The sequence below is a fragment of the Bernardetia sp. MNP-M8 genome, from assembly GCF_037126285.1.
GTDB lineage: Bacteria > Bacteroidota > Bacteroidia > Cytophagales > Bernardetiaceae > Bernardetia.
On sequence record NZ_CP147012.1, the window covers coordinates 238,858 to 264,558 of the forward strand.

21 protein-coding genes and 1 tRNA gene are annotated in these 25,701 nt (G+C 31.0%); 8 read left to right on the plus strand and 14 right to left on the minus strand.

The window, feature by feature from the left end; translation table 11 throughout:
• Positions 1-44: 44 nt before the first annotated feature.
• The 5 genes from V9L04_RS01020 to V9L04_RS01040 all read right to left on the minus strand — a co-directional run bounded on the left by V9L04_RS01020 (position 45) and on the right by V9L04_RS01040 (position 8,333).
• Positions 45-2,027 carry an OmpA family protein gene (locus tag V9L04_RS01020; protein WP_338792199.1) on the minus strand — a complete coding sequence of 661 codons (1,983 nt, stop codon included), beginning with the start codon at positions 2,025-2,027 and terminating at the stop codon, positions 45-47.
• A 683-nt stretch (positions 2,028-2,710) separates the two neighbouring features.
• Positions 2,711-3,940, minus strand: coding sequence for a glycosyltransferase (locus tag V9L04_RS01025; RefSeq protein WP_338792200.1), 1,230 nt, complete (start codon positions 3,938-3,940; stop codon positions 2,711-2,713).
• A 43-nt stretch (positions 3,941-3,983) separates the two neighbouring features.
• On the minus strand, positions 3,984-5,396 hold the full coding sequence (locus V9L04_RS01030; RefSeq protein WP_338792201.1) for a hypothetical protein: 1,413 nt from the start codon (positions 5,394-5,396) through the stop codon (positions 3,984-3,986).
• Between the two features lie 50 nt (positions 5,397-5,446).
• Positions 5,447-7,450, minus strand: coding sequence for a penicillin-binding protein 2 (gene mrdA, locus V9L04_RS01035; protein ID WP_338792202.1), 2,004 nt, complete (start codon positions 7,448-7,450; stop codon positions 5,447-5,449).
• 322 nt (positions 7,451-7,772) lie between these two features.
• Positions 7,773-8,333, minus strand: a complete 561-nt coding sequence (locus V9L04_RS01040; RefSeq protein ID WP_338792203.1) for a Crp/Fnr family transcriptional regulator — start codon at positions 8,331-8,333, stop codon at positions 7,773-7,775.
• Positions 8,334-8,432: 99 nt separating this feature from the next.
• Here V9L04_RS01040 and V9L04_RS01045 point away from each other — a divergent pair, with 99 nt between their 5' ends.
• Both V9L04_RS01045 and V9L04_RS01050 read left to right on the plus strand, forming a co-directional pair.
• The gene (locus V9L04_RS01045; RefSeq protein ID WP_338792204.1) at positions 8,433-9,023 is read left to right on the plus strand and encodes an HD domain-containing protein; all 591 of its coding nucleotides are present in this window, start codon (positions 8,433-8,435) and stop codon (positions 9,021-9,023) included.
• Positions 9,016-10,182: an MFS transporter gene (locus V9L04_RS01050; RefSeq protein ID WP_338792205.1), complete on the plus strand. Its 1,167-nt coding sequence runs from the start codon at positions 9,016-9,018 to the stop codon at positions 10,180-10,182. Before V9L04_RS01045 ends, V9L04_RS01050 begins: the two co-directional genes overlap by 8 nt.
• 70 nt (positions 10,183-10,252) lie before the next feature.
• On the opposite strand, the gene V9L04_RS01055 is transcribed toward V9L04_RS01050, so the two are convergent.
• From V9L04_RS01055 to V9L04_RS01065, 3 genes are all read right to left on the minus strand, one after another.
• The gene (locus V9L04_RS01055) at positions 10,253-10,417 is read right to left on the minus strand and encodes a hypothetical protein (RefSeq protein ID WP_338792206.1); all 165 of its coding nucleotides are present in this window, start codon (positions 10,415-10,417) and stop codon (positions 10,253-10,255) included.
• Positions 10,418-10,692: 275 nt separating this feature from the next.
• Positions 10,693-11,217: a hypothetical protein gene (locus tag V9L04_RS01060; protein ID WP_338792207.1), complete on the minus strand. Its 525-nt coding sequence runs from the start codon at positions 11,215-11,217 to the stop codon at positions 10,693-10,695.
• Between the two features lie 214 nt (positions 11,218-11,431).
• Positions 11,432-12,076: an MBL fold metallo-hydrolase gene (locus V9L04_RS01065; RefSeq protein ID WP_338792208.1), complete on the minus strand. Its 645-nt coding sequence runs from the start codon at positions 12,074-12,076 to the stop codon at positions 11,432-11,434.
• A 198-nt stretch (positions 12,077-12,274) separates the two neighbouring features.
• On the opposite strand from V9L04_RS01065, the gene V9L04_RS01070 reads away from it, so the two are divergent.
• Positions 12,275-12,811: a lipocalin-like domain-containing protein gene (locus V9L04_RS01070; protein ID WP_338792209.1), complete on the plus strand. Its 537-nt coding sequence runs from the start codon at positions 12,275-12,277 to the stop codon at positions 12,809-12,811.
• 83 nt (positions 12,812-12,894) lie between these two features.
• Here V9L04_RS01070 and bcp read toward each other — a convergent pair whose 3' ends face one another.
• Positions 12,895-13,344 carry a thioredoxin-dependent thiol peroxidase gene (gene bcp / locus V9L04_RS01075; protein ID WP_338792210.1) on the minus strand — a complete coding sequence of 150 codons (450 nt, stop codon included), beginning with the start codon at positions 13,342-13,344 and terminating at the stop codon, positions 12,895-12,897.
• Positions 13,345-13,598: 254 nt separating this feature from the next.
• On the opposite strand from bcp, the gene V9L04_RS01080 reads away from it, so the two are divergent.
• The 4 genes from V9L04_RS01080 to secDF all read left to right on the plus strand — a co-directional run bounded on the left by V9L04_RS01080 (position 13,599) and on the right by secDF (position 18,748).
• Positions 13,599-13,672: transfer RNA gene (locus V9L04_RS01080), tRNA-Met, on the plus strand.
• A gap of 130 nt (positions 13,673-13,802) precedes the next feature.
• A complete protein-coding gene (locus V9L04_RS01085; RefSeq protein ID WP_338792211.1) occupies positions 13,803-14,849 on the plus strand; it encodes an acyltransferase in 1,047 nt (348 codons plus the stop codon).
• Between the two features lie 99 nt (positions 14,850-14,948).
• On the plus strand, positions 14,949-15,404 hold the full coding sequence (locus V9L04_RS01090; protein WP_338792212.1) for a hypothetical protein: 456 nt from the start codon (positions 14,949-14,951) through the stop codon (positions 15,402-15,404).
• Between the two features lie 209 nt (positions 15,405-15,613).
• The gene (secDF, locus tag V9L04_RS01095; RefSeq protein WP_338792213.1) at positions 15,614-18,748 is read left to right on the plus strand and encodes a protein translocase subunit SecDF; all 3,135 of its coding nucleotides are present in this window, start codon (positions 15,614-15,616) and stop codon (positions 18,746-18,748) included.
• 114 nt (positions 18,749-18,862) lie between these two features.
• On the opposite strand, the gene V9L04_RS01100 is transcribed toward secDF, so the two are convergent.
• The 3 genes from V9L04_RS01100 to V9L04_RS01110 form a co-directional block, all read right to left on the minus strand.
• Entirely contained in the window at positions 18,863-19,522 is a 660-nt protein-coding gene (locus V9L04_RS01100; RefSeq protein WP_338792214.1) for a hypothetical protein, read from the minus strand.
• 285 nt (positions 19,523-19,807) lie between these two features.
• Complete coding sequence (locus V9L04_RS01105; RefSeq protein WP_338792215.1) at positions 19,808-20,608, minus strand: hypothetical protein; 801 nt, start codon at positions 20,606-20,608, stop codon at positions 19,808-19,810.
• A gap of 25 nt (positions 20,609-20,633) precedes the next feature.
• Complete coding sequence (locus V9L04_RS01110) at positions 20,634-21,476, minus strand: DUF3050 domain-containing protein (RefSeq protein ID WP_338792216.1); 843 nt, start codon at positions 21,474-21,476, stop codon at positions 20,634-20,636.
• A 271-nt stretch (positions 21,477-21,747) separates the two neighbouring features.
• Here V9L04_RS01110 and V9L04_RS01115 point away from each other — a divergent pair, with 271 nt between their 5' ends.
• Positions 21,748-23,160, plus strand: a complete 1,413-nt coding sequence (locus tag V9L04_RS01115; RefSeq protein ID WP_338792217.1) for a VWA domain-containing protein — start codon at positions 21,748-21,750, stop codon at positions 23,158-23,160.
• Positions 23,161-23,217: 57 nt separating this feature from the next.
• On the opposite strand, the gene V9L04_RS01120 is transcribed toward V9L04_RS01115, so the two are convergent.
• Both V9L04_RS01120 and V9L04_RS01125 read right to left on the minus strand, forming a co-directional pair.
• On the minus strand, positions 23,218-25,041 hold the full coding sequence (locus tag V9L04_RS01120; protein WP_338792218.1) for an OmpA family protein: 1,824 nt from the start codon (positions 25,039-25,041) through the stop codon (positions 23,218-23,220).
• A 19-nt stretch (positions 25,042-25,060) separates the two neighbouring features.
• The gene (locus V9L04_RS01125) at positions 25,061-25,648 is read right to left on the minus strand and encodes a sigma-70 family RNA polymerase sigma factor (protein WP_338792219.1); all 588 of its coding nucleotides are present in this window, start codon (positions 25,646-25,648) and stop codon (positions 25,061-25,063) included.
• Positions 25,649-25,701: the final 53 nt, after the last annotated feature.

Sequence of the window (25,701 nt, forward strand, 5' to 3'; positions counted from 1 at the left end):
GGTACTAATAATAATCTATGCTATTTTTTATGTCAAAAAAAACTCTACAAAATCTCAAACTCTATTCTTCTATTTTTTGCTTTATTTTCTGGCGAATTATTCTCTACTTGTGGCTTTACTTCTCCAAAACCTTTAATTACTAATTGTGTCTTCGGAATTCCTGCATTTATCAAATAGTCTACTACCGAAGTAGCACGTTTTTCAGATAGTTTTTGATTATAGGTTTTGTCTCCTACATTATCTGTATGACCAGAAATTTGCACTTTGATTTTCGGATTTGTTTGCATATATCTTACTATTAAATCCAATTCTGTTTTTGATTCATCTTTTAAATCCCATTTGTCAGTATCAAAGAAAATATTATTCAGAACTACCTTTGAGCCTTTTTCAGCTTTCTCTAAATAAATATCTACAACTATATTTTCTTGTGTTCCTGTGGAATAATCAAAGGCAAGACTTTGAAATAAATAACCTTCTTTGTTTACATTAAGGGCATAATTTGAACCTTCATTTAAAACAAAAAGATACTTTCCATTTCGTGGGTCTGATTTTATAGAAGACTGAATAGTTTTGTTAGTCAGGTTATATAAATCTATACTTGCACCTAATTTTTCTTTTGTCTTGGCATCATAAACAGTTCCTTTTATATATCTACTGACTATAATTTCAATTTCTTTAGGCATTTCAAATTTATAAATAAAACTATTACTCAAATCTTGACCTATTATATTATTTTGCTTATCTACTTGAAGCTCTGTTTCTCCATCTGCATAATAAGCTGTTTTCCCATCTGCTGTAACAAAAAGACTTTGTTGGTCAGTATACGTATTTATCGGATAACCCAAATTTTGAGGTTTAGTCCAACCTTTTGCTGAGTTTTCATCTATTTCTGTTTTGAATAAATCAAATCCTCCAAAACCCAAATGAGCATCAGAAGAAAAGAATAATGTTCTGCCATTTACATGAATAAACGGACTATACTCTTCGCCTGCTGTATTTACTTGACTTCCTAGATTTTGAGGGGCTTCCCATTCTCCTTTTTCATTACGAGTAGATTTCCAAATATCTGTTTTTCCTAAACCTCCACTTCTATCAGAAATAAAATAAAGCGTTCGCCCATCTGCTGAAAGAGAGGCTTGAGACTCCCAATTACTTGTATTAATGAGATTACCCATATTTTTAGGTTCAGACCATTTATCACCCTGTTTTTCACTAATAAATAAATCACAACGTCCGTAAACTCGCCTTTCACTACCTTCACAAATAGTAAAAATAATTGTACGTCCGTCTGCCGAAATTGTACACGTTCCTTCATTTGTTTGAGTATTTAGCTCTGTTACTTTTTCAGGAGTCTGCCATATACTATCTTTTTTTACACTTCTCAAAATATCTTCATCAGCTCTAGGATGATTACTTTCTCTTGCGGTAAAATACATTTCTTCTTCATCAGCAGTTAAGACAGCAAAATACTGTAGTTTTCTAGCATTAATCACATCAGTTACACGTTCTGGCTTTATGTCTAAAGGATTTTTGATTCCTGTTTCTGCAAATTTACAAATTGCTAATCCTCTTGTAGCACTATTTTTTTCAGACTGAGATTTAGCATATTGATATGATTTTTGATATAATTTATTAGCTTCTTCGTATTTTCCTTCTTCCAAATAATCTCCTGCAACTACCATATACAAATTAACTCTTTTTGGGTCGTTCGGTACAATTCGTGCAGCTTCTTTAAAATGCAATTTAGATTTTGCTTTGTTCCGAAGTATATGATAATAGCTTCCAAGTGCATAATGTGCCTCAAAATAGTTATTATCTAAATCTACAGCTTTCTCAAAAGATTGTATTCCACGATCAAAATCTCTATTTGCAATATAATCTTGCCCATTTTTATAAGCTGTTTGCGCTCTTCGGTTGCTTGTTCCTTGTGAGAAGGAAGAAGATAATGTAAAGAATGATAGTACGAAAAACAGAATCGTTACTATATATTTGTTAGGATTTAATATCATTGAATACGAATTTTTCATATCTATAAATTTGGATTGTTATTTTTTCTTGTTGATAATTTAGCTCTTAATTTAGTAACAGAACGTCAATAACATTCATAAATTACTTGATTATTATTTGTCGTTGGTGAGGACACCATAGCCGTAAGGTTAAAAATTTATTTGTCTTTCTGTTCCGTGGGAACTTTATATTGGTAGTAAAAATAAAATAGAAAGAGTATATTCTGTTCCGTTAGGAACTTCATATTGGTAGAATTTTAAGAATTTTAATACAAAATTCGACCAATATACAACTCCTACGGAGTAAATGAATTTTAATTTTTCGGTTTTTATCTACCAATATGAAACTCCTAACGGAGTAAAAGGCAAAATTTCTCAATAGCCTTACGGCTATGGTGAGACCTTATTCCCAAAAATAAAAAGAGAATAAATATTATACTTTGTATAACACCATCGATTATATTCTAAGAACCGAACCAAATTAGACAAAAATATTTTAAAGTAATAAAAAAATGAGCAAAAAAGTCGTTTTATTAAATACACAAAACCATTTGTACTAGACTTTGTTGCAAATTTCATAGATTTAAAAAGTATCAAACTTATAAATCAAATTCGCTTTGTCGCTCTTTAGGAGTAATAATTAAACAAACTACTATTCAAAAACACATAATCAATTAATAGAATTCGTAATTGTTCCTTAGGTGTTACATGGTTTGGTTTGTATCTTTAATTTTTTGATACATTTCTATATATTTTTGAGCTAATTTCTGAGAAGAAAAATCATTTTGAATAATTTGAGGAGCAGTTTGTCGGATTTTTTCTCTTTTTATTTTGTCATTAACAGCTATTTCTAAAGTTTGAAGTAAAGAATCTATACTATTTGTTTTACAAACCCAGCCCAATTCTTTTTCTTTTACATAATCAGCTAATCCTACCTTATCTGAAACCAAAACAGGAGTTCCTGTACTTAAACATTCTATAACTACATTGGCAAAATTTTCATTAAAGGAAGGCAGTACAAAAAGATCAGATTTTTCTAAATGTTCAAATTTTTGGTTTCCTTCTAACCAACCTATCCATTTTACTTTGTTTTCTAAATTATTTTGAATAATCAATTTTTGCAAAGAATTTTGATACTCTATACTTTCACTTTTCCCTATCAAATCAAGTTGCAGATTTATTTTTGAATTTTTATTGTTTTGCTTCTTAAGTTGTGAGATGGCTTCAATCAAAATTTCTAGTCCTTTTTTGTGATGAATCCTAGACATAAAGACTAATTTGAAAGTATTAGTATCTTCTTTATCTTGTGTGTTTGTTTTTTCTATTTTATTTTGATTAATAGGAATAGATAATAAATTAGGCAATACAAAAACACGATTATCTTTGATATAATCAACTTCTTCTCTTTCTATTTGTGCTGTGAGATGTAAATATGATTTTTTTAGTAGCTTTTTGCCTAAAAATTTATGAAAAATACTCTTTGGAGATTTTTTTTGTGATTGCAATGTATATTCACCAAGCATTCCACGAGGAGCAACAATTACTTTTACTCCTTTCAAAATACATATCAAAACAGAAAAAATAACAACAGTATTCCACCACGAATGCACATGAATAGCATCAAAGTTTTGAGCTGTTTGGAATAGTTTTTTTAAAAGAGCCATAGAAAAATGAGTATGGTCTTTTGTTTGCCTTTCGAAATACCAAACTTCTACACCATCTACTAAAATAGGCTTATTACTCTCAACATCTAGTTCTTCATTTCCATTTGCTGTTGTGGTATAAACAGTAACTTTATTAGCTGATTTATTATTTTTTATAGTCTGACTATTTATAAAATGAGCTTGAGCTTCACACAATCGGCTTATCGATACAGTAGTTCCTCCATAGATATAGGCAGGTTTGTAAGAAGGGGTAATATGAAGAATATTCAATTAATTATTTTTTTAAGATTACTGAGGTAAAATATAACTATTATTAAGACTCATAATTGGGATTCTTGACAAGTAAATCAAATCTTCTTGCTATATGAAACAATAAATACATCGTAAATACACTCCAAAATACAGAACTGACTACATATTCAAAAGCATTTCCTCTTATCAAAATATAAAATAACCCTAAAAATATACAACCTGATCCAATGGCATATCCACCAAAAAGTGATTCTGCTTTTTTAGATAAAAAAGTAACTAAAATACCTAACAAAAACAAACAAACAAAGACACCTAGTTCTCCCCCTACAATATATGAATCTGCAATAAAAGCAGGTTTGGCTGATACTGTAGTACCTCTACCTACTGCACCTATTTTATACACTCTATCCATAATCACTTCTTCAGGAACTGGTTTGTCTGGATAAAGAATACGGGGAGGAATAGATTCTAGTGACTGAATAAGAATATCTTGTGTCATATAAGGAACTTCAACAGGTATTTTATCTACGTATACCATAAACATTTTTATCTCAGAGAGTCGATAGGTTAAAAATAGCCAATTGTCATCTAACAAACCATCAACATTTTCATTTTGTATTTTTTCTAAGGCTATAGATGCAGCCTGTGTAGATTCTACCTCACCTCCCCAACTCAACCCTCTAACAATTCCTGTATAATAAGGAATTACAAATAAAAAGAGAAATAACATAAAAGGAGAAGCTATTAGGATTATCTTTTTGTAGTTTGACCATAAAATAGCTGCTAAAAGTAATATAGGAAGAACTGTAAATTCTTTCCAACCAGAAATTAATGCTTGAAACTCTCCATAAAAAAATAATATTCCTGTTATGAATATATATTTTTTTTCGTTCTCTAATAAAGAATATCCAAATGAAAACACAGCAAAAACAGCCATAGAAAGTTGAAATTGACTTAAAAATTGTGACCCTCCAGGTAAAAATCTAAAAGTAATGCTTCCTACAAAGAAAAATAAAGTCGCTAAAAAGAGTATTTTAGATATAGAAGTTTGAGAAGAAACTTTAATAATATATTTGGGAACTTTATATGTTGAAAATAACAGTAGTCCATGCACATAAGCAGCATGTCCTAAACAATATAAAATTTGACAATATGCAATAGTAGAAATATAAACATAGGATTCTTCTGCTTTTACTTTATCTAAATAAAAATAACCCATTGCATCTAAATAAAAGAATACAGAGGTTACAGCCATATAGCCTGAAAAAATGAGATGTACCAAAAAGAAAGGACGAAATACTTGATCTAAGATAGGACGGTCAGTTGGAAGTTCTTTAACTACTCCTGTAAAAGTAATCAGATATATCCAAAAAGAACCTCCCCAAGCTGTCCAATAAGCTAATGAATGATTTGTAGAATGAATTAAAAAAGCAAAAAAAACAGGTAAATAAAGTAGTAAATAACGTGGATTCATTTTATTTCAATACGGTTATCTTATAAAAAAAAAGAAAATTCTTTCAGATTCTATTCTTCATCTTCTCTTTTTGCTTCTGCTAATACAATATTAGATTTTTCTGTATTTTCTTTAGCAGTATTATTCTTTTGTGTAATGAGTATGGCTTGTTTTTCCTCCTTCTTTTTTTGCATTTTTTGTCTTTTTCTTTCTTCTTCTTTCTCTAATCGTATTTTTTCTTGTTCTATTAGATTTAGTTCTACAACTCTCTGTTCTTTATACTTTACATTTGCATCAGAAATGGTATCGTTGATATATTTTTCTATCATCAAACTTGCTATTGGAGCTGCCCATGTTCCTCCAAAACCTGCATTTTCTACTATAACAGCTATCGCAATTTTGGGATTATCTTTTGGTGCAAAGGCTATAAAAATAGAATGGTCTTCTCCGTGTGGATTCTGAACTGTTCCTGTTTTTCCACAAACAATAATATCATCTATTCTTGCTCTACGTGCTGTTCCTGCACGAACTACATCAGCCATAGCATCAACAACATAAGGAAAATATTTTTCATCTACTGTCGTTTTTTGCTTTGTTCTGTATTTTATATCTACCAAAGTAGTATCATTTATTGCTCTAACAACATGAGGAATGTAATAATGTCCTCTATTAGCTAGAATAGCTGCAAAATTAGCCAGTTGTAATGGAACAGCACTCATCTCTCCCTGTCCAATACTGAGGGAATATATATTTCCTAACTTCCAACCATACCCACGACGTTCAGCAATTTTATCATAATAGGCTGTTGAGGGAATAAGTCCTCTGCTTTCATAAGGTAAATCTATACCTAACTGTCTACCAAAACCAAACGATAAAGCATGGTCATGCCAACTATCCAAACCAACACGAGTATCCTCTTTATCATTTTCTGAACGATGCTGACGAATGATTCGGATAAAAGATTTATAATAAAATGGATTACAAGAGTGCTGAATAGAACCATGTATATTCAATGGCGAAGGATGATTATGACAGTTTACCAATTCTTTCGAACAGCTAAATGAAGTATGAACTGTATCTAAAACACCATCTTGCAAACCAATCAGAGCCTGTACAATCTTAAATGTAGAACCAGGGGGATAGGCTGCTTGTAAAGCACGATTATAAAGTGGTTTTGTTGGATCTTGAGAAAGCATTAAATAATTTTTGGCTACTTCTGTTCCTTCTCCTGTTAATAAATTTGGATCAAAAGTAGGTGCAGAAACCATCGATAATACTTCACCCGTTTTTGGGTCAAGGGCGACAATACTACCAATTTTGTTTTGCATCAAATACTCTCCATACGTTTGAAGTTCGGCATCTATTGTAGTTTGAAGAGTCATTCCTGCTTCTGGAAGTGTGTCATATTGTCCATCTTTGAAAGCTCCTCTAGCAATTCCCAAACGGTCATACATAACCTGCTGTACGCCTCTTTTTCCTCTTAATTCTTTTTCATAGCTTCTCTCTATTCCACTAATACCAAGCATATCTCCACGTCGGTAATAGTCTGCTGTGTCTTTAGAAAGCATTCTTTGGTCGATTTCACGCACATATCCCAAACCACCAGAGAAAGAAGAGTATGGATATTTACGAATCGTTCTTACATTTGGATAAATACCTTCATAATCAGAGAGTTCATCCTGAATTTTGGCATAATTCTCTACTGACATCTGTTTTATAAATAGATAAGGCTTATAACGCTGCAAGCCATGCTTTGCTTTCTGTAACTTATCTCTAAATTCTTCTAAGGAAATACGCAAAAGCTCACACAAACGAGTGGTATCATTAGGTTCTAATTTAAACTCTTTTGCTATAATTTCTATATCAAAAACAGGATTATTTTCAACCAATAATTTTCCATTTCTATCATAAACAAGACCACGAGGAGGGTATAAAATATTTGTTCGTGTAGAAGTATTTTGAGCTTGCTGTTGAAAATCATCGGAAATGACTTGCAACCAAAGTAGTTGGAAACCATAAATTAACAAAACTACTAAAATAGCTACTTGAATGATATATCTTCGAAGGTCGTTCAAATCTGAATATTTTTAATAGTTATTGGTGGATAAACACCAACAACGGCAGAGATTGGTTTTTGGAAGTTTTTTTGTTTTGTATCAAAAATAAAATGAGTTTTTCTTTCATTTTGATACACTTTTCTATAAGTACCACAAAGTTAAGCACTTTATTCCACTTATTTAGAATAATTACTATTATAAATAATCTAAAAATGATACCAGTCTTTATTTTTTTATCGAAGGAAAAACAGCTTATATAGAATAAATCCTATTGTTGATTTAAAAAATCATAATTCAACCAAATTAACAATTAACTCTTCACTTTATTCTTACTTTCCACCTATTTATCAATCTCTTTCAAAATTCTATTAAAGCTGCGAAGTGTAATTCCTAAGTAATTAGCAATGTCTTGTTTTGAAATAATTTTCATTAGTTGGGGAAACTGTTTTTTTAATCTCAATAAATTTGATTTAATAGAATGAGACTGATTGTGAGAATGCCTTAGAGCTTTGTACTTAATTTTATTAGCCATGGCTTTTACAATCAGGGCATTGAATTCTTTATCATTTTGCAAAAGTTCTGAAAAATGAATCTTAGAGATTTTATATACCACCATATCTGAAATAGATTCTATGGCACAAAAACTCAGACTTTCATTGATTATTTCTATTTCTCCGAAAAGCTCACCTTCTCCAAAAAACTCTTGTATAAAATCATTTCCTGTGTCTTCTGTAAGATAACACTTTGCAATTCCTGTTTGGATCACATAAGCATAAGGTACTTTTTGATTTTGCTCAATTAAAATGTGATTTTTTGGAATTTTTTCTTCAATAAAATAGGTTGTAGTATTTTTTATATTCCTACTTACATATTCAAGTAATTCCGAATTAGTTCTAATCATTTTTACTATTTTTTTTAGTTGGGACAAATGTCCTTTCCCTTCTACTGATTCTTGCCTTTCTTTGCACTTTATTTACACTTAAAAAAATTATTAATAGTAATGGAAACTAACAGACTCAACAGTCAAATTGAATTTATCAAAGAAATAGATAAACTAAAATATATCCAAAGAAAAACGAAACTCTTCAATAGCAACAGACACGAAAATGATGCTGAACACAGTTGGCATTTGGCAATGATGGCAATGATACTGGCAGAACATTCTAACGAAGATATAGATATTTTGAAAGTTTTGAAAATGTTATTGATTCATGATTTAGTAGAAATAGATGCAGGAGATACTTTTCTTTATGATACAACCAAAAATCATGTCAATACAGATAACGAACTAATAGCAGCAAAACGAATATTTGGAATACTTCCCGAAGACCAAACTCAAGAGTACATTCAGTTATGGCAAGAATTTGAAGATGGAAAGACAAAAGAATCAAAATTTGCAAAGACAATGGATAGATTTGAACCTATACTTCAAAATGAATCTAATAAAGGAGGAACTTGGACAGAATTCAGAGTCCCTTACAACAAAATTATAGAAAAAGTAAAAGGAATTAAACTTGGTTCTAGCATAATTTGGGATTACACACTATCCATTCTTGATAATTTCAGAAAAAACAAAATTATAAATGATTAAGTCAGACTCAATTTATACACTAAACTTTGGCTTAGTTTGTCTGAGCTGTTTGCTTTTTTCGGCTAGTTTTAATATGCTAATTCCAGAACTCCCAGATTATTTGAGTGAGCTTGGAGGAGGCAACTATATTGGTTTAATTATCGCATTATTTACTCTTACGGCTGGCATTTCAAGACCTTTTAGTGGAAAGCTAACTGATTCTATTGGACGAAAACCTGTTATCATAATTGGTGCTTTAGTTTGTGTACTTTGTGGTTTTTTATATCCTATTCTGACGAGTGTTGCAGGATTTTTACTTCTACGATTGGTACATGGATTTTCGACAGGATTTAGTCCTACTGCCATTGCAGCTTATGTTTCTGATATTGTTCCTTCCAAAAGATGGGGAGAAGCCTTAGGAATTCAAAGTTTATTTTTTAGTATGGGTTTAGCTTTAGGACCTGCTATTGGAAGTTCTATCAAACTCTACTATTCTTTCGAAGTATTATTTTATAGTTCTTCTTTTTTTGCTCTTTTATCTATCATTTTAGTTTCTAGGCTAGAAGAAACATTACCCAATAAACAGAAATTTAGCACATCTACTTTAAAATTAGGCAGAAACGATATTATAGCAAAAGAAGTGCTTTCTCCTGCTTTAGTTACGCTTTTATCTTATCTATCTTTTGGTATAATTTTGACTTTAATTCCTGATTGGACACAACACTTAGGAGGAAAAAACAAAGGATTATTTTTCATTGTTTATACCATTGCTTCTTTGTTTGTGAGATTTATAGCAGGAAAATTATCGGATAAGTACAGTCGAACATTAATTGTAAGCATTGGGCTTGGCTTTACAATTATCTCTTTAGTTTTGATGGGAACATTACAAACGTTATTTGGACTTCTTTTTAGTGCTATAATTTATGGAATAGGAATGGGTATTGTTTCACCTTCTCTGAGTGCTTGGACAATAGATTTGAGTAACCCAAAAACAAAAGGAAAAGCAATCGCTACTAGATTTATCGCCTTAGAAATAGGAATTGGATTAGGAGCTTTCCTTTCTGGTTGGTATTATCAAAGTGATATTGCTAGAATTCCTATTGTGTTTTATACTTGTGCTGTAATGATTTTAGTTGCTTTTGTTTATGTGGTTGGGTTGTATAGGAATGTAAAGCAATAAATTTATACTTTGACAATTCAGTCCCTACTGTTGTTTGTGTCCTCACAAACGACATAGTCTCCACAAAAAATCAAATAAAAACCAATTCTATCAACCCTTTTTTTTCTTGGTAATACTTCACTACAATAATATCCTTGTATGGTTGCCTAACAAAAAAATCTATCCAGTTTACAACAGAAAAAGTAACAAAATAAATACCATCAGGATTATTGATACTGTATGCTCTTTCGCTCATATTTTTTTATTGGAAAGATACTGTTTTTTGTAGAAAAAGTAAACCATAAAATGTAAAGCAAATACAAACTATCTAATTAGTTGTTGGGCTTAGTTTACAACTAAGACCTATCAGTTATATAAATCTTCAGATTTATGTAGTCAAGTAAATACAAAAATATCCACACTCGCAAATCTGAAGATTTGCCAACTGATAGGTCGTAGTCGCAGACTACGCCCAACATTCATTTTTTTTGTTTGGCTATTGGAACACTACGCCGAACGGGGAGAACACTTTTATTTTTTATTTTCCTTTTGGAATACTACTCCCCAACCATTGTTCTTATTGAATTTACACTCTTTATACAATATAATATTAGGTATGCTTCCTACTTCAGTTTCACAAATATTTAAAATATCTTGTGTCAATTTTACAGTTTCAGGACTGTAACTAAGAATAGATGTATAAAAATGTATACCAGCAATTTCAACAATTTTATCAATTACCAAACAACATTTTTCTCCTACTTCTTGATAAAATATTTCAAAATCCAAATATTCTGATTGTGAAATTACGACAAATTCATCTTCTGAATATGACATATTTAAAATTACGTCAGGGATAATTTCAGCTGATAATTCTTCCCATTCGTCAATAACTATATTTGGATCATATATAAATTTATTTAAAAAGGATAATAATATGCTTAGTGTCTTCGGATATTTCGTCTCAGGTAACATATGCTCTAAACAAGCTATACCAATTGCTACTCGTCCTATAATAGATACTTTCTGTATATTGATCATATTTTTATATTTCATCACTTGTTGTTAAATTTCCCCCTGCTGTACCTCGCAAGATTGTCGTCGCTTGGCTTTGCCGAGTGACTTATATTGTATTCGGCTTTTAGCCGTGTATTTGTATTTCGCTGTTCTATAACAATAGACATAAATCTAAGAAATTAGCTATAATGTATTAGAGGGCTTAAAAGTACAACACAAAAGGAGTATAACATTTCTTATTTTGAATTCATTCTTAAGCCTCTCTAATAAAATGATTATTTTTCTTCTCAAAACCAATCATAGTAGGGTTTCCATGTCCACAATAAATTTTTGTATCATCTGGTAGTTTGTACATTACATTCTGAATTGTGTCTCTCAAAACTTCCATACTTCCTCCAGGTAAATCAGTTCTTCCAATACTTTGAAGAAAAAGAACATCACCATTAATACAAAATTTTTGTTCTGCCGAATAAAAAGCCAAATGCCCTGGGGAATGTCCTGGTACGAAAAGCGTTTTTAGTGTAGAGTTACCAAAAGTAATATCTGTTTTTTCGTCTATAAAAATATCTACTGTTGTGGCATCATATCCACCAAAACCATACGAAGGAGCATATAACGGAACTTGATTGAGTTGTTCGGATTCAATTCTATGTGCTTCTAATTTTACATCATAAGTATCTTTAATAAACTTATTTCCCAAAACGTGGTCAATATGGCAATGTGTATTGATAAGACGAACTACTTTCAAGTCATTTTGCTTAATAAAAGCCTTCAAAACTTCCTTCTCTTGTGGCGAATAACATCCAGGGTCAATGATAATGGCTTCTTTTGTTTCATCAAAAAGTACAAAAGTGTTTTCTTGAAACTGATTAAATGTAAATTGTTGTATAGAAATCATATTTTTAGTGATTAGTGATTAGTGATTAGTGATTAGTGATTAGTGATTAGTGATTAGTGAGAAATTGCCTTATTACATAATTGTTTTGAATTTCTTATCCTCTAAAAAATAAATTCGTAATTCGTAATTCGTAATTCATTGTAACTTTATTTTTCTATCTTGTTTAAATTAATTGTTCACAAAATAAACTCTTCTACTATGAAATTCAAATTTTTACTTTCTCTTTCTGCTTTATTCTTATTTTTTCTTATCGGATTTTCTTCTTGTAAATCTACTCAAACTTCTATCAAAGCAAGCAAAAAATCTGCTTTAATTGGCTCTTGGGAAATGGTAGAGGTACATTGGAAAACAAAAGATACTGTTTATTCAATTCCAAAGGCACAATATGGTCTATTTATTTTTGAAGAAAACCGCTATTCTATTATGTGGACACCAATTGATACACTCCGAACTCCTTTTATAAATCTTTCAAAGCCTACTGATGAGGAAAAAATGGCAGGATTTAGTTCTGTTGTCTTTAATAGAGGAACTTATACAATGACTGATTCTACAGTTACAACAACAGCACTTATAGCAAAAGTACCTAGCTTTGAAGGAGGAAAACAGCTTTATAGATATACTATCAAAGGCGATTTATTACGATTGGTTTTCTTTGATGAAATTTATCCAAATGGAAAAAAACCAGAATGGTACGGAAAATATGTAACTGAATTTGTGATGAGAAAAGCTAAATAAATTCAGAAGTAAGAAGTTAGATTTTAGAAGTTATAATTCAAATGCCTTTTGATTCAAATAATTCTAAAATCTAACTTCTAAATTTATTTAACTATTTGCTCTGCGTGTTCTTTTGTATTTACTTTCTTGATAACTTCAGCAATTTTTCCTTCTTCATCAATTACAAAAGTAGTGCGCTGTGTTCCCATATATTTTTTACCAAACATATTTTTTTCCTTCCAAACACCATAGGCTTCGTTGATAGCATGATCTTCGTCAACTAAAAGAGGAAAAGGTAAATCATATTTTTCAACAAATTTTTTGTGAGAAGCTGCATCATCTTTGCTCACTCCTAAAACTACATAACCTTGTTTTTGGAGGTCTGTATAATTATCTCTCAAATTACAAGCCTGTGCTGTACAACCTGGTGTATCATCTTTTGGATAAAAATACAGGATTACTTTTTTGCCTTTGAGTTGGGAAAGTTTTACTTCATGACCGTTTTGGTCATGCGAAGTAAATTCGGGTGCTTTATCTCCTTTTTTGAGTTCCATAAGACTTTTATTTTTTTATTGACTAATAATTGTAAAACTACTGAACTCAAAAACACAAAATAAAGTTTTGAAAGAATAAAAGCCACAACCATAACAAACTGACTTACAAGAAATTAAAAAATGAGGTTAATTTTATTCAAAAAAAAGTGATTTTTTTTCTTTAAAATGTTGGTAAAATTAAAAAAACCTTTTACCTTTGCACTCGCAATAAGGGAAAAGAAACCCCTTAAAAAAGCAGGAAAAAACAAAAATATGGCGAGGTAGCTCAGTTGGTTAGAGCGCAGCACTCATAATGCTGAGGTCGAGAGTTCGAATCTCTCCTTCGCTACAAAGTTTCATAAAACTAAAGTCTTTATTCATTTTTTGAGTAAGGACTTTTTTTATTTATTCTCTCTTGTAGTTTCTTATTGAAATAGTATCTTTACTCTTTTAATCAAGGTCAAAGAATTTAGAACCAAATGGCAAAAATATCTCGTTATCCAAATTTAGATTTACTAAGAGCTTTAGCAGTTGCTTTTGTAGTTTTTTATCATTGTTGTAATATGTTAGGCGTATCACGTTGGTTGTGGAAATGGAGTGAGATAGTAGGAGTAAGTGGAATAGATTTATTTTGTGTATTGAGTGGTTTTTTGATAGGTAGTCTTTATTGGCACGAGCAAAAAAAATATGGAAATGTTCAAATTTGGAGATTTATTGGACGAAGAGGTTACAGAACTATTCCTATTTACTATATATTTCTTTTTGTGGCTTATTTAGGCGTATATTTTATTCGTGGAGAATCTTTTTCGTGGCAGCATTTATTTTTTTTACAAAACTACCAAGAAAGTATTTCATTCTATGCTATCAGTTGGAGTTTGTGTGTAGAAGAACATTTTTATCTTGTAATGCCTTTCTTGACTTTACTAATTCTCAAACTACCTCGCAAAATTTCTCCTCTTATTATTCTTATATTATTAGTAATCCCTCTTTTGGCTAGGATGTTATCTTATCCGACTACACCCATTTCAGGCTTCGGATATTATTTTACAGCTACTCATTTTAGATATGAAGGTTTGCTTATTGGAGTTATTATTTCTTATATAATTTCTTACAAAAAGACATTTTTCGATTTCTTGATACCTTATGCCTATCTTATTTATGCTCTTACATTCATATTAGTATCTCTTTTCTATTTTGTAGATAACACCTATAAATATTATTTTTCTATAACACTAAACTCTTATATGTATGCACTATCATTGATTGTAGCAGTGCGTAGTGCACCGATACCTATCGCTACAAGTTCTTTTGTTTATAAAGTAGCTGTTTCGTCTTATAGCACTTACCTTGTTCATTCTTTTGTTCTTCAATTTTATCTATATGTCTTTAATAAACTAGGGTTTGATTTTATTTGGTTAGAAATACCTATTGCTTTTGTCACTTCATTTATAGTTGGTTATGCAATCTATAAGCTTTTAGAAAAACCAATTATAAAGCTCAGAAATAAACATGTTCCTGCAAGATAATCTAACTAGTATTTAATTTATGCTAAATCATTTTTTGGATTCTAAATTAAAAACACTACTTTTGCAATTCTATTAAGAACTGTATTTTATTAAAAGGTAATGCCTAAAACTAACTTTCAAACTTCTTCTCGTACTCTTTTCATGACTTGCTTTATGCTTGTGCTAGTTGTCTTTTCGACGACGATGCGCTTTGTTGGTGTAGATGCAAACCTAAGATTATTAGAAAATCGTTTTGAAGGTATAGAAAATACAGAAATTGATTATTCTTTAATCAATAAACTTGATAAAGAGGTAGATACAAAGAAAAATCTATCAAATTCAGATAATCAACAAGAAAAAGAACCTCTCACACTCAAAACAGCAACTTCTTCTGATGCTCTTTTGCAAGGGTTTGTTACTACAGAGTTTTTTCAAAATATAATTCTTACGTCAAGTATAGAATTTGTATTTCCTTCTTTTTCTTCTCAAACTATAAATAGTGTTACGTATTACTTCTCTAGTTCTACATTCTTCAAAACATTATTTAGTTGCTTTATTTCCCCAAACGCACCGTAGTCAGTTATCAATAAAATAAACATTTACCAGTAATCAGTTAAATGCTTTTTAGGTTTCAACCTAATAATTACTTCGTAATATTGTTTATTCCAATTGCAATTTCATTTCACACATTTATACATTTCATATTTTCAATATTGAATTTAATTCTCAATTCTAATTTCTAACTTCTGAATTGGTTTTAATTTCTACCTTTTAAATTTATTCTCATGCAAAATAGAGGTTTTATTATATTCCTTGCTATTCTCTTTGCAGTCTTGTGTTTGTTCTCATTATCATTCACACTTGTATCTCGCAATGTAGAAAGCAATGCAGTAGCCTATTCAAAAGGTGATGCAGCACTCAAAAAACAGTATTTAGACTCTATGTGGTCACAGCCTGTTTATGACATCCTAATAGCTAACTTTACTTATCAAGAAGTAAAAGAAAAAGAGCTTAATCTTGGTCTTGACCTTCAAGGTGGTATGCACGTAACACTTGAAGTTTCTCCAATAGACATCTTGAAAGCACTTTCTAATGAAAGTCAAAACGAAGACTTTCAAGCTGCACTTGCAGAAGCAAACAAACAACAGGCTTCTAGTCAAGACCGTTATGTAGAACTTTTCTTTGATGCTTATCAAGCAAAAGCAGGAGAAGGCAAATTGAAAGATGTTTTTGCTACTTCTGCAAATAGTGGAAAAATCAATTTCCGTTCTTCTGACAAAGAAGTAGAAGATTTTATTCGTACAGAAGTTGATGGTTCGGTTCAAAGAGCTTTCGAAATTATCCGTACTCGTGTAGATAAATTCGGTGTAACTCAGCCAAATGTCCAGCTTATTGAAGGAACTAGCCGTATTCAAGTAGAACTTCCAGGGGTAAGTAATGCAGAGCGTGTTCGTGATTTATTACAAGGCGTTGCCAAACTAGAGTTTTGGGAAGTATATCAGCCACAAGAATACCAAGAAGTTTTGACAAAAATCAATACATTTTGGGTAGAAAATCGTATGGAAAAAGCAGAAACTGCAAATACAGACGATTTGACAATTCCTGATACAACAAATACAGCTGATGCAGGAGATGACTTGATAATGAATACAGACACACAAACAGATAGTTTGGGTAATGCAATTGCTAACGAAGGAGATTCTGCAAAAACAGATGATTTATTAGCTGATGCAGATACAACTCAAAATCAAACTGTTTCTCCTCTTTTCGCAAAACTTACTCCTCTTAGTCAGAATTATTTTACATTGACCTATGAAGCCTTAGATACTTCTTCTATCAATAAAATATTGAATGACCCAATGGTAAAAAATATCATTCCTAAAGACATGAAATTCTTTTGGGGTGTAAAACCAGATGCAGAAAACGAAGGAAAAGCATTTTATACACTTCATGTTATCAAAACAGCAGCAGGTGGCAAATCTCCAATGACAGGAGATGTAGTTACTGATGCTCGTCAAGATATCAATCCAAATGGTCAAGTAGAAGTTTCTTTGGCTATGAATGGAGAAGGCGCACGTCTTTGGAAAGACCTTACAGGAAAAAATGTAGGTCGTCAGATTGCTATCGTTCTTGATGATTATGTATATTCAGCACCAAATGTAAACGAAGAAATTGGTGGTGGTCGTTCTTCTATCTCAGGTAGTTTTACAGTAGATGAAGCAAAAGACTTAGCAAATATCTTGAAAGCTGGTAAACTTCCTGCTCCTACTCGTATTGTAGAAGAAGCAGTAGTAGGACCTTCTTTGGGAGCAGTTGCACAAACACAAGGAATCTTGTCTATCCTTGTTGGATTAGGCTTAGTAGTCTTGTTTATGATTATTTATTATGCAAAAGCTGGTATTGTAGCAAACGTAGCTCTTCTTGCAAATATCTTCTTTATTTTCGGACTTTTGGCACAACTTGGAGCAGCACTTACACTTCCAGGTATTGCAGGTATCGTTCTTACAATCGGTATGTCAGTTGATGCAAACGTACTTATCTTTGAAAGAATCAGAGAGGAACTTGCAATGGGTAAAGGTTTGATGGTTTCGATTGAAGACGGTTTTCAAAGAGCTTTGATTACAATTATTGATGCCAACGTAACAACACTTATCACTTCGGTTGTACTTTATGTATTGGGCGCAGGTCCTATTAAAGGTTTTGCTGTTACTTTGATGATTGGTATTGTTTGTTCATTCTTTACAGCAGTTTATGTAAGCCGTTTGATTATCTATTGGATGAGCCGTAAAGGAGACGAGAGCAATATGTCTTTCTCTACTCCATTTACTAAAAATATGTTAGCAAACACAAACTTCAATTTTATGGGCAAACGTAAAATTGGTTATATCGTTTCTGGTGTTGTGATTGCTGTTGGTATTGCTGTTTTAGTGACAAATGGCTTAAATATGGGTGTTGATTTCACAGGTGGACGTTCGTATGTAGTTGCATTTTCACAAGACGTAACTCCTTCACAAATTGAAGCAAGCATTGAACAAAAACTCAATACTTCAGTAGAGGTAAAAAGTTATGATGGAAATGATAAAGTAAAAATTACAACAAGTTACCGTTCGGAAGAAGAATCTACTGATGTAGATGAGCAAATTCAGAACGAAATTATGGCTAGTTTGGGAGAAAAATATACAGCTCTCAATCCAGAAGTAGTAAGTACTTCGAAAGTAGGTGCAACTATCGCTGATGATATTGCAGACTCAGCTCGTACGGCTGTAATTGTAGCTTTGATTTTGATGTTTGGTTATATTTCAGTTCGTTTTAGCAACTGGCGTTTTGGTGCTGGTGCTGTTGCAGCCCTTACACATGATAGTTTGATTGTACTTTCTCTTTTTGCAATTGCTTATCTTTTAGGATTTGCTGTTGAGATTGACCAAGTATTTATTGCTGCCATTCTTACTGTAATTGGTTATTCATTGAATGATACAGTGGTTGTATTTGACCGTATTCGTGAAGCTCTTAATGATAGAGTGGATGAAGACTTACAAGAAACAATCAACGGAGCTGTTAATCAAACACTAAGCAGAACATTGATTACTTCAGTTACTACACTTTTAGTAGTATTGATTTTGTTTATCTTCGGTGGAGAAGCTCTTAAAGGATTCTCTTTTGCTCTTCTTATTGGTGTAATTGTAGGTACGTATTCTTCTGTTTTTGTAGCAACTCCTTTAGTATTAGATTTGTATTCTAAGAATGCTATCGAACACGAACGTGAGTTATTAGAAAAGAAAAAAGAAAAATATGCTCAACAATATTCTGACAAAGCAGAAATGGCTGAATATATGAAAGCAATGGAAGAGGAAGCAGAAAATCCTGAGCAACAACAGGAAGCGCAACCTCTTGTAAGACCTAAGAAACCAAAGAAATATTAATCAATGATTAGTGGTTAATTATAAATGATTAATTAACTACCTATTTCTAAGGAATGAAAAATCCCTTCTGACTTTATTGTTAGAAGGGATTTTTCATTTTAAACAAAAATAAATTTATCTAGCTCTCAAATGCCAAAAATCTTCTCCTTTTTGATTGTTTCTAGATATTTTATATTTTTTTGATGATGATAATGCTGCAATAGGTAAGCTAACAATAAAACTAAATAATCCAACTCCAGCAAATTTATAATACCTGTCTTGTCTAAATTTCCCACTACCATAATTAATGCTTACCAAAGGTGCAACAATGAGAGTTGTAAAAGCAGATAGAATAGCAGCCGAATTACTTATTCCCCCCAACACTTGACGAGTAGGAGTAGAATAACTAATAGAGTTTACCTTCTGAAAAGGAATGTCTACGACTTTTATTATTTTGTTCTTATCATACTTACGAGGATTCATAACAATATGATAACCTTCATCTGAATCAAAAGAAATATATTCTTGTGAAATATTGTAAATTAAAGATGAATCTGATATACTATTTATATTTCCTGTTAATGATATTTTCATTTCTTTCATCGTCGAATCACTTTTAATTGCTTCTTGTGATAGCTCATAATTACCTGATAGTTTTATTTTTTTCTTCGGATTTAGAGAGTTTACTAAATAAAATATTTCTTTTTTGTTATTACTGTTTTGCCCAAAGCTTTTGAGAGAAAATAAACTTACTAACACAAATAAAATCAAAGAAAGTATAATGTAATTTTTCATGTTTTGAATAAATTAGAACCGTATAAAAATAGTTTTTTTTGCAAATTTAAGAATAATGAGAATATGCTTTTTAAATAAAAATTCTAGTTAATTGAAAAATTTCAAATTATATCTCCTACAAAATTATTTTACAAAGCTAATAATAAAAATATATCTACTTTGAATCGTATACTTTCTTTGAATTTTCTACCTACTCTTCTTCTGTTGTTTAAGGAAAAAGGATATTTGCTTTATATCATTTCTAATAATCATTTTTCTAGTTCTTAAGCATAGATTTTTGTGATTTTATTCTTTAAGAACGTAACCTTCTAAATTGCGATATTCAAATACTTCAACCTTAGTAGAATTTTTATTTATTGTGGTAATAATTAAATCATAATATCCATTACTATTTATTTGAGTTGTATCAAATATAATTTCTTTACTTGTCTTTATCCATTTTTCTTTTTCACTCTCTGGATGAGAACCCAAATTCTCATAATGTGTTTTTACAGTTTTTAGTTTTTCAAACTTTGACAAATCATAAATAGTAGTACAAGAATAATTTTCTCCCATATGAGTAAAACCAGCATAAAAGAAAAGAGCAATTTTTTCTTTGCCTATTTTTTTTAAAACAATAGTTTGAATCTTTCCATAAAGTCCATGTGTTCCATAAAATTTATCAAATTTATTGACTTGCCATTTTTTGAGTTTTTCATCATATTCAAAAGTAGCAACTGAAATAGTAGGAGCGCAAAAATGACAATCAATCGCTCTATTTTTTTCATACATGTACGTAGCAAAAATAACAACTGCCTTTTTTATATTTCCTTCTTGATAAAAAAATACAGTATCTAAGTGAGTATAAGCAAAATCTTCATCAGAAATTACGTTCTGTTTGCTTTCATAAAAATTAGGCTTCCATTTTACCTCTTCTAAATCATGTTTATTACTAATTTCTATTCCATCAAAAAGAAGCATCAAAATTTCATTTTTTTGGCTTAAAAACTGTTCTTTTTCAGTTTTAGAAATTAATGAATCAAAATTTTGAGCAAAAGCAGAAAGCGAAACCAAGAAAAAAATAGCTATTAAAAAGTATTTTTTCATTGAAATTCAATTTATAACTTATCACTTACAATTTATCACTTGTCTTACCATTCACAATTTCATTAAGTATTCCATCCCACAAATCAATTCTTTTTTGAAGGGCAATTTTACTGATGGCTATGGCATCGTTCCATTTTGCTTCATCGTCGCCACAAAGTTCTTTTATCATTTGGATAGACATGTGAGAATGATGGTCGCCATCCAATTCGATATGACGGTCAAAATAATAAACTAGTTTTTTGATACTTTCAGCATCATGAGAAGACTTGGCTTTCATATCTCTCAAAATAGAAGTAAACATGTCAGGAATCAAATCTTCTCTTCCGAAAGTAAAAACCACAGCTATTTTATGCGCTTTTTTAGTTTCAATGACATCAAATGAAAAGGAAACAAATTCTTTTATAGATTCGGCAATATCAATTTGAGAAAGGGCTGTTCTGACACTTTTCCATTCCTTCAAAAGTTGTATCAAATAAGTGATTTTAGAAATATCAGCTTTACAGTCATTCATTGCATCAATGTAGAGTTCGAAATGACTTTTTGCGTTTCCTTCCTCGTCTTGATCGGTTTCTTCTGCCAAAACAATTTCATTGATTAAACGACGTGTAAGAGGATTTCCCTTCGGAATCCAAGGCACTTGAACACAAGTAAGTTCATTTTGAAGTGATTTAAGCAGCGACATAAAATCCCAAACAGCAAAAACATGATGCTCTAAAAAAATCTTCAAATCTTCTACCGAACTTATAGTTGCATAGACTTGATGATGTAAAAGTTGCTCACGCAGAGGCTCTATCTCCGTTCTAATTTTTTGAATATATACGTTTTGTTTTTCTTCTAGTGTTTGAATATCGGTTTTGCTAGTAGTCATTATGATTGATGAACAAGGTAAAAAAGTGTTTGTTTTTAGATTAAACTGTTTTGAGATAGGGTATTGTTAGAGAAGATTTATTAAAAATGTGAATTCCATTTTTTGGAAAGATGTTTGAAACTCTCTTTCTTTATAATTTTATTTTTATCTTAGACTAAAAATCTAAGATACGTTTTTTCAGCCTAAAGTTAAGCTACATCTATTCTTCATTACAAAATTAAAAAAACTAGCTCACTTTTACTCTAATTCTCCTCCAACTATCAATATAACTATGAAATTAAACCTACGTTTTTTATTCGTTTTATTATTTATTAGTGCTTTTCCCTTAATTTTATTATCTACTTCTGCTTTTGCTCAAAAAAAACAAGTTCCTCAAACTACTCGTCTCTTATTTGTACTTGATGCAAGTGGAAGTATGAATTCGGCTTGGGAAGGCGATACACGTATCAATATTGCCCGTCAAATTTTGTCTAATATGATAGATTCGATTGCAAATGTACCTTATGTGGAGGTTGCGATGCGTGTCTATGGTCATCAATTCAATTTCAAACAAAAAAATTGTCAAGATTCTAAATTAGAAGTTGCTTTTGGCTCAAGAAACAATGACAGAATAAGAACTATGCTTGATGGATTAGAACCAAAAGGAACAACTCCCATCGCCTATTCATTAGAACAAGCCACAAAAGATTTTCCTAATGACGGAAAAGACACCAGAAATGTAATTGTAATGATAACAGATGGCATTGAAGCCTGTGATGGTGACCCTTGTGCTATTTCAAGAGGTTTGCAAGAAAAAGGAATATTCTTAAAGCCTTTCATTGTAGGAATGGGAATTGAACCCAAATATGCAAAAGGTTTTGAATGTATGGGACGTTTTTTTAATGCCAAAACATCAAGACAATTTAAAGGATTTTTGCAAGAAGTAGTCAAACAAACCTTAGGAAAAACAACTGTAACAGTTGAGCTTTTAGATGAGAAAAAACAACCAAAGGAAGCTAATGTTCACATGGCTTTTATAGATCAAGTCACTCAAAAATCTCGTTATAATTTGGTTCATTTTAGAGACAAAGGAGGCAAAACAGATGAGCTTGATATTGATGCTATTCCTACTTATGATTTGATTGTTTATACTACACCATCAATTATTCAAAAAAATGTAGAAATTATTGGAGGAAGACACAATGTAATCAAGGTAATGACTCCACAAGGAAAGTTAAACATTGAACAAAAAGGCTCTTTAGATTATTCCACTGGACATAGTGCCATTGTTCAGAAAAAAGGCAGCAACGAAATTTTGGTCAATCAACAAGTCAATGAACCCCATAATTATTTGATTGGAAACTATAGAGTAGAAGTCTTGACACGCCCAACTACTGTTTTTGAAAATGTCCAAATCAATCAAGGCAGAACAACAAATCTAAAAGTAGCTTCCCCAGGGGTAGTAACCATTTTGAATAAACTATCAGGCTATGGAAGTGTCTATGTTATTAAACCAGACGGAAGCGAAGAATGGGTGATGAACCTACCAGAAAAAGGAATTCCAAGAACCAACTTTGCACTTCAACCAGGGCGTTATCGTTTTGTTTTTCGTTCTTCTGAAGCCAATGATAGTTCGTATTCAAAGAGTGCTTTTTTCGTTCTTAGTGAAGGAGGAGCATATACCTTAGATATTTTAAGAATGTAGTCATTCAACCCTAAGGGTTTTCATAATCCCTTAGGGTTTGAGTTTTCAAATCTGTTCTTAATTTACTTTTTGTATCACAAAAAACTCTACTCGTCTGTTTTTGGTTTTATTTTCTTGATTTGTATTTTCTACTTTTGGTTCTGTTTCTCCTTTCCCTAGTGGAAGAAGTCTTCTTTTATCAACTCCTTTACTTTCCAAAAACTGACAAACTGCTTTTGCACGTTTTTCGGATAAAATCTGATTGTAACTCATTTCACCTTCATTATCTGTATGAGCAATTATTTGTAAAGAAACATCAAGATTTTCATTCATAAAAAGTAAAATCCGTTCCAAACTCATTTTTCCATTTTGTGTAAGCAGAGCCGAATTCGAATCAAAGGTAAAATCATTTAGTTCAAAATCTTTTCCAGTGGAAGTTTCTATGAGTTTATTTTTTTGAGAAATCAATTTAGAATTTTCTTTTTGAGGGAAAAAGCCTTGTAATTGTTTTGGAATAGGAATGCTATATACTTCACTTCCATAACAAGCAGCACAATGGTCTTGTACCCTTGAAAAATAAATCTTATTCTCTTTTGGCAGAACCGTAAAACTACTTTCTGTATCATCTGAACTAATACTTTCTATCAGTTCCATTTCAGACCATTTATTATTTTCTTGTTTTTGAATCATATAAATATCGTACAAACCTAGATTTTTCACTCCTTTCATACGTTGTGCAGAAAATAAAAGTGTTTTTCCGTCAGGCAAAATATAAGGTGCAACATCACAACCATAATTAATATGTTTATTGTCTGAAATAGGAATCATTTGAGGTTCATTCCATTCTCCAAATTCGTTTTTAGTTGAAAAATAAATTCTTGCACAACCTACTGCATTCGGATTTCTTGAAAAGTAAATCGTATTTCCATCAGCAGAAATAGACGGAGAAAGTTCATACGATTTTGTTTTATTGAGAGCCTTTACTTCAGTTGGTTCTTGCCAAGTCAGTTTTCCGTTTTCCAAAATTCTTTCTGTTTTCCAAATATCATAATCACCTTTTTTGCTTTTCTTAGAGTAAAAAAGTGTATTTCCATCAGCAGAAAGTGAAGGAGAAGAAATTTTATTTTCACCGTCTGGATTAACTATTTCAATTTGCTCTCCTTTTATATGATAATCTAATTCCTTGTAAAAAGTAACTCTGTTATATTTATAGTTAGGGTTTTGTCTATACCAAACATCATATAAACTATCTACAAACTGATAAGAAACAGGCTTTACATAGAAAAATGAATTATCAATACAAGCAATGATTTCATTGGATTGAATACTTGTAGTGATAGAATGATTGTAAGTATTATTTCTTTTATCTATTGTTGTCGTATCAATAATGTTTATTCTACGAATTTTAGCCTTCTCCAATTTTACAATGTCTAACGATTTTTTTAGAGAATCTATAATAGAATTTCCACTCCAAGAAAGACCACTTTTATTATTTTTTTGAAAGACAGAATTTTCAACTAATTCTAAATTTTCTAAATCATTTTTTTGAGGCAATTCAATTTCATTTTGGATAAAATTTTCTGAATTTATTTGAGTTTTTGGATTAAATATAAAATCAGAAACAAAGTAAATTCCGATACTAGAAAACAGAAGTAGCAACGCAGATAAAAGATAAATGCGTTTTTGATAAAAATTATTTTTGATGATTCTTTGAGTATGAATCTCTTCCAGTTCCTCCAAAATTTGAAGGTTTGTAATCTCTTTTACAAGTTGTTTTTGTAAGAGAATATCTTGTTTTTCATTATTAGACAAATGATGAAAATCATTTAAAGAATCGATATTAAAATTTTCGTTCTCTAAAAGCTGTTCTATTTTTTCTATTTCTGTGAGATGTGGCGACATAGTATTCTTTATTAAAGTTTTAGAGTAGAATAGTTTGTAAATTTTCTAATTGATGTTGAGCTAATTTTTTAGCTCGCTGCAAACACTTGTATTTCTGTGCTTTAGCTGTCGAATCCGAATTATAACCCAGTTTTTCAGCTAATTCTTTCATAGAAAATTTATCTACATAATATCCTGACAATAATTTTTTACACGGCTCGCCTAGCTCTGTCAAAATTTTTCTCAAAACAGAAATGGCTTCTTCACTTTTATAAATATTTGTATCGTCTTGATTTTCAAAATCTATTTTATCAGAAAATTCTATCAAAAAATCTGTATTCAAAAATGTGTTTTTTCTGTCTTCTTTTCGTCTTTTATTTCTAAAAATATTATGACAAATTCCGAAAAGATACGTTGAAGGTTTTGCAGTCAGTTTAAAATCTAGCTTTTGTGCTTGATGATAAAAAACTAAAATTGCTTCTTGAAAAATATCTTTTGTTTCGCTTTCTTCTGCTCCTAATTTCTGCAATCCTTTACTTGTTTTTTCAAAAGATTGATAGAGGTATTCTAAGGCTTTTTTTCGATGTGCTGCCTGTCTTAGAAATTGGATTAATTTTTCATTTTCCATTATAAAATAGTCTGTAAAATTTGGCTTTTACTTCTTTATGTTTGATTTCTGAA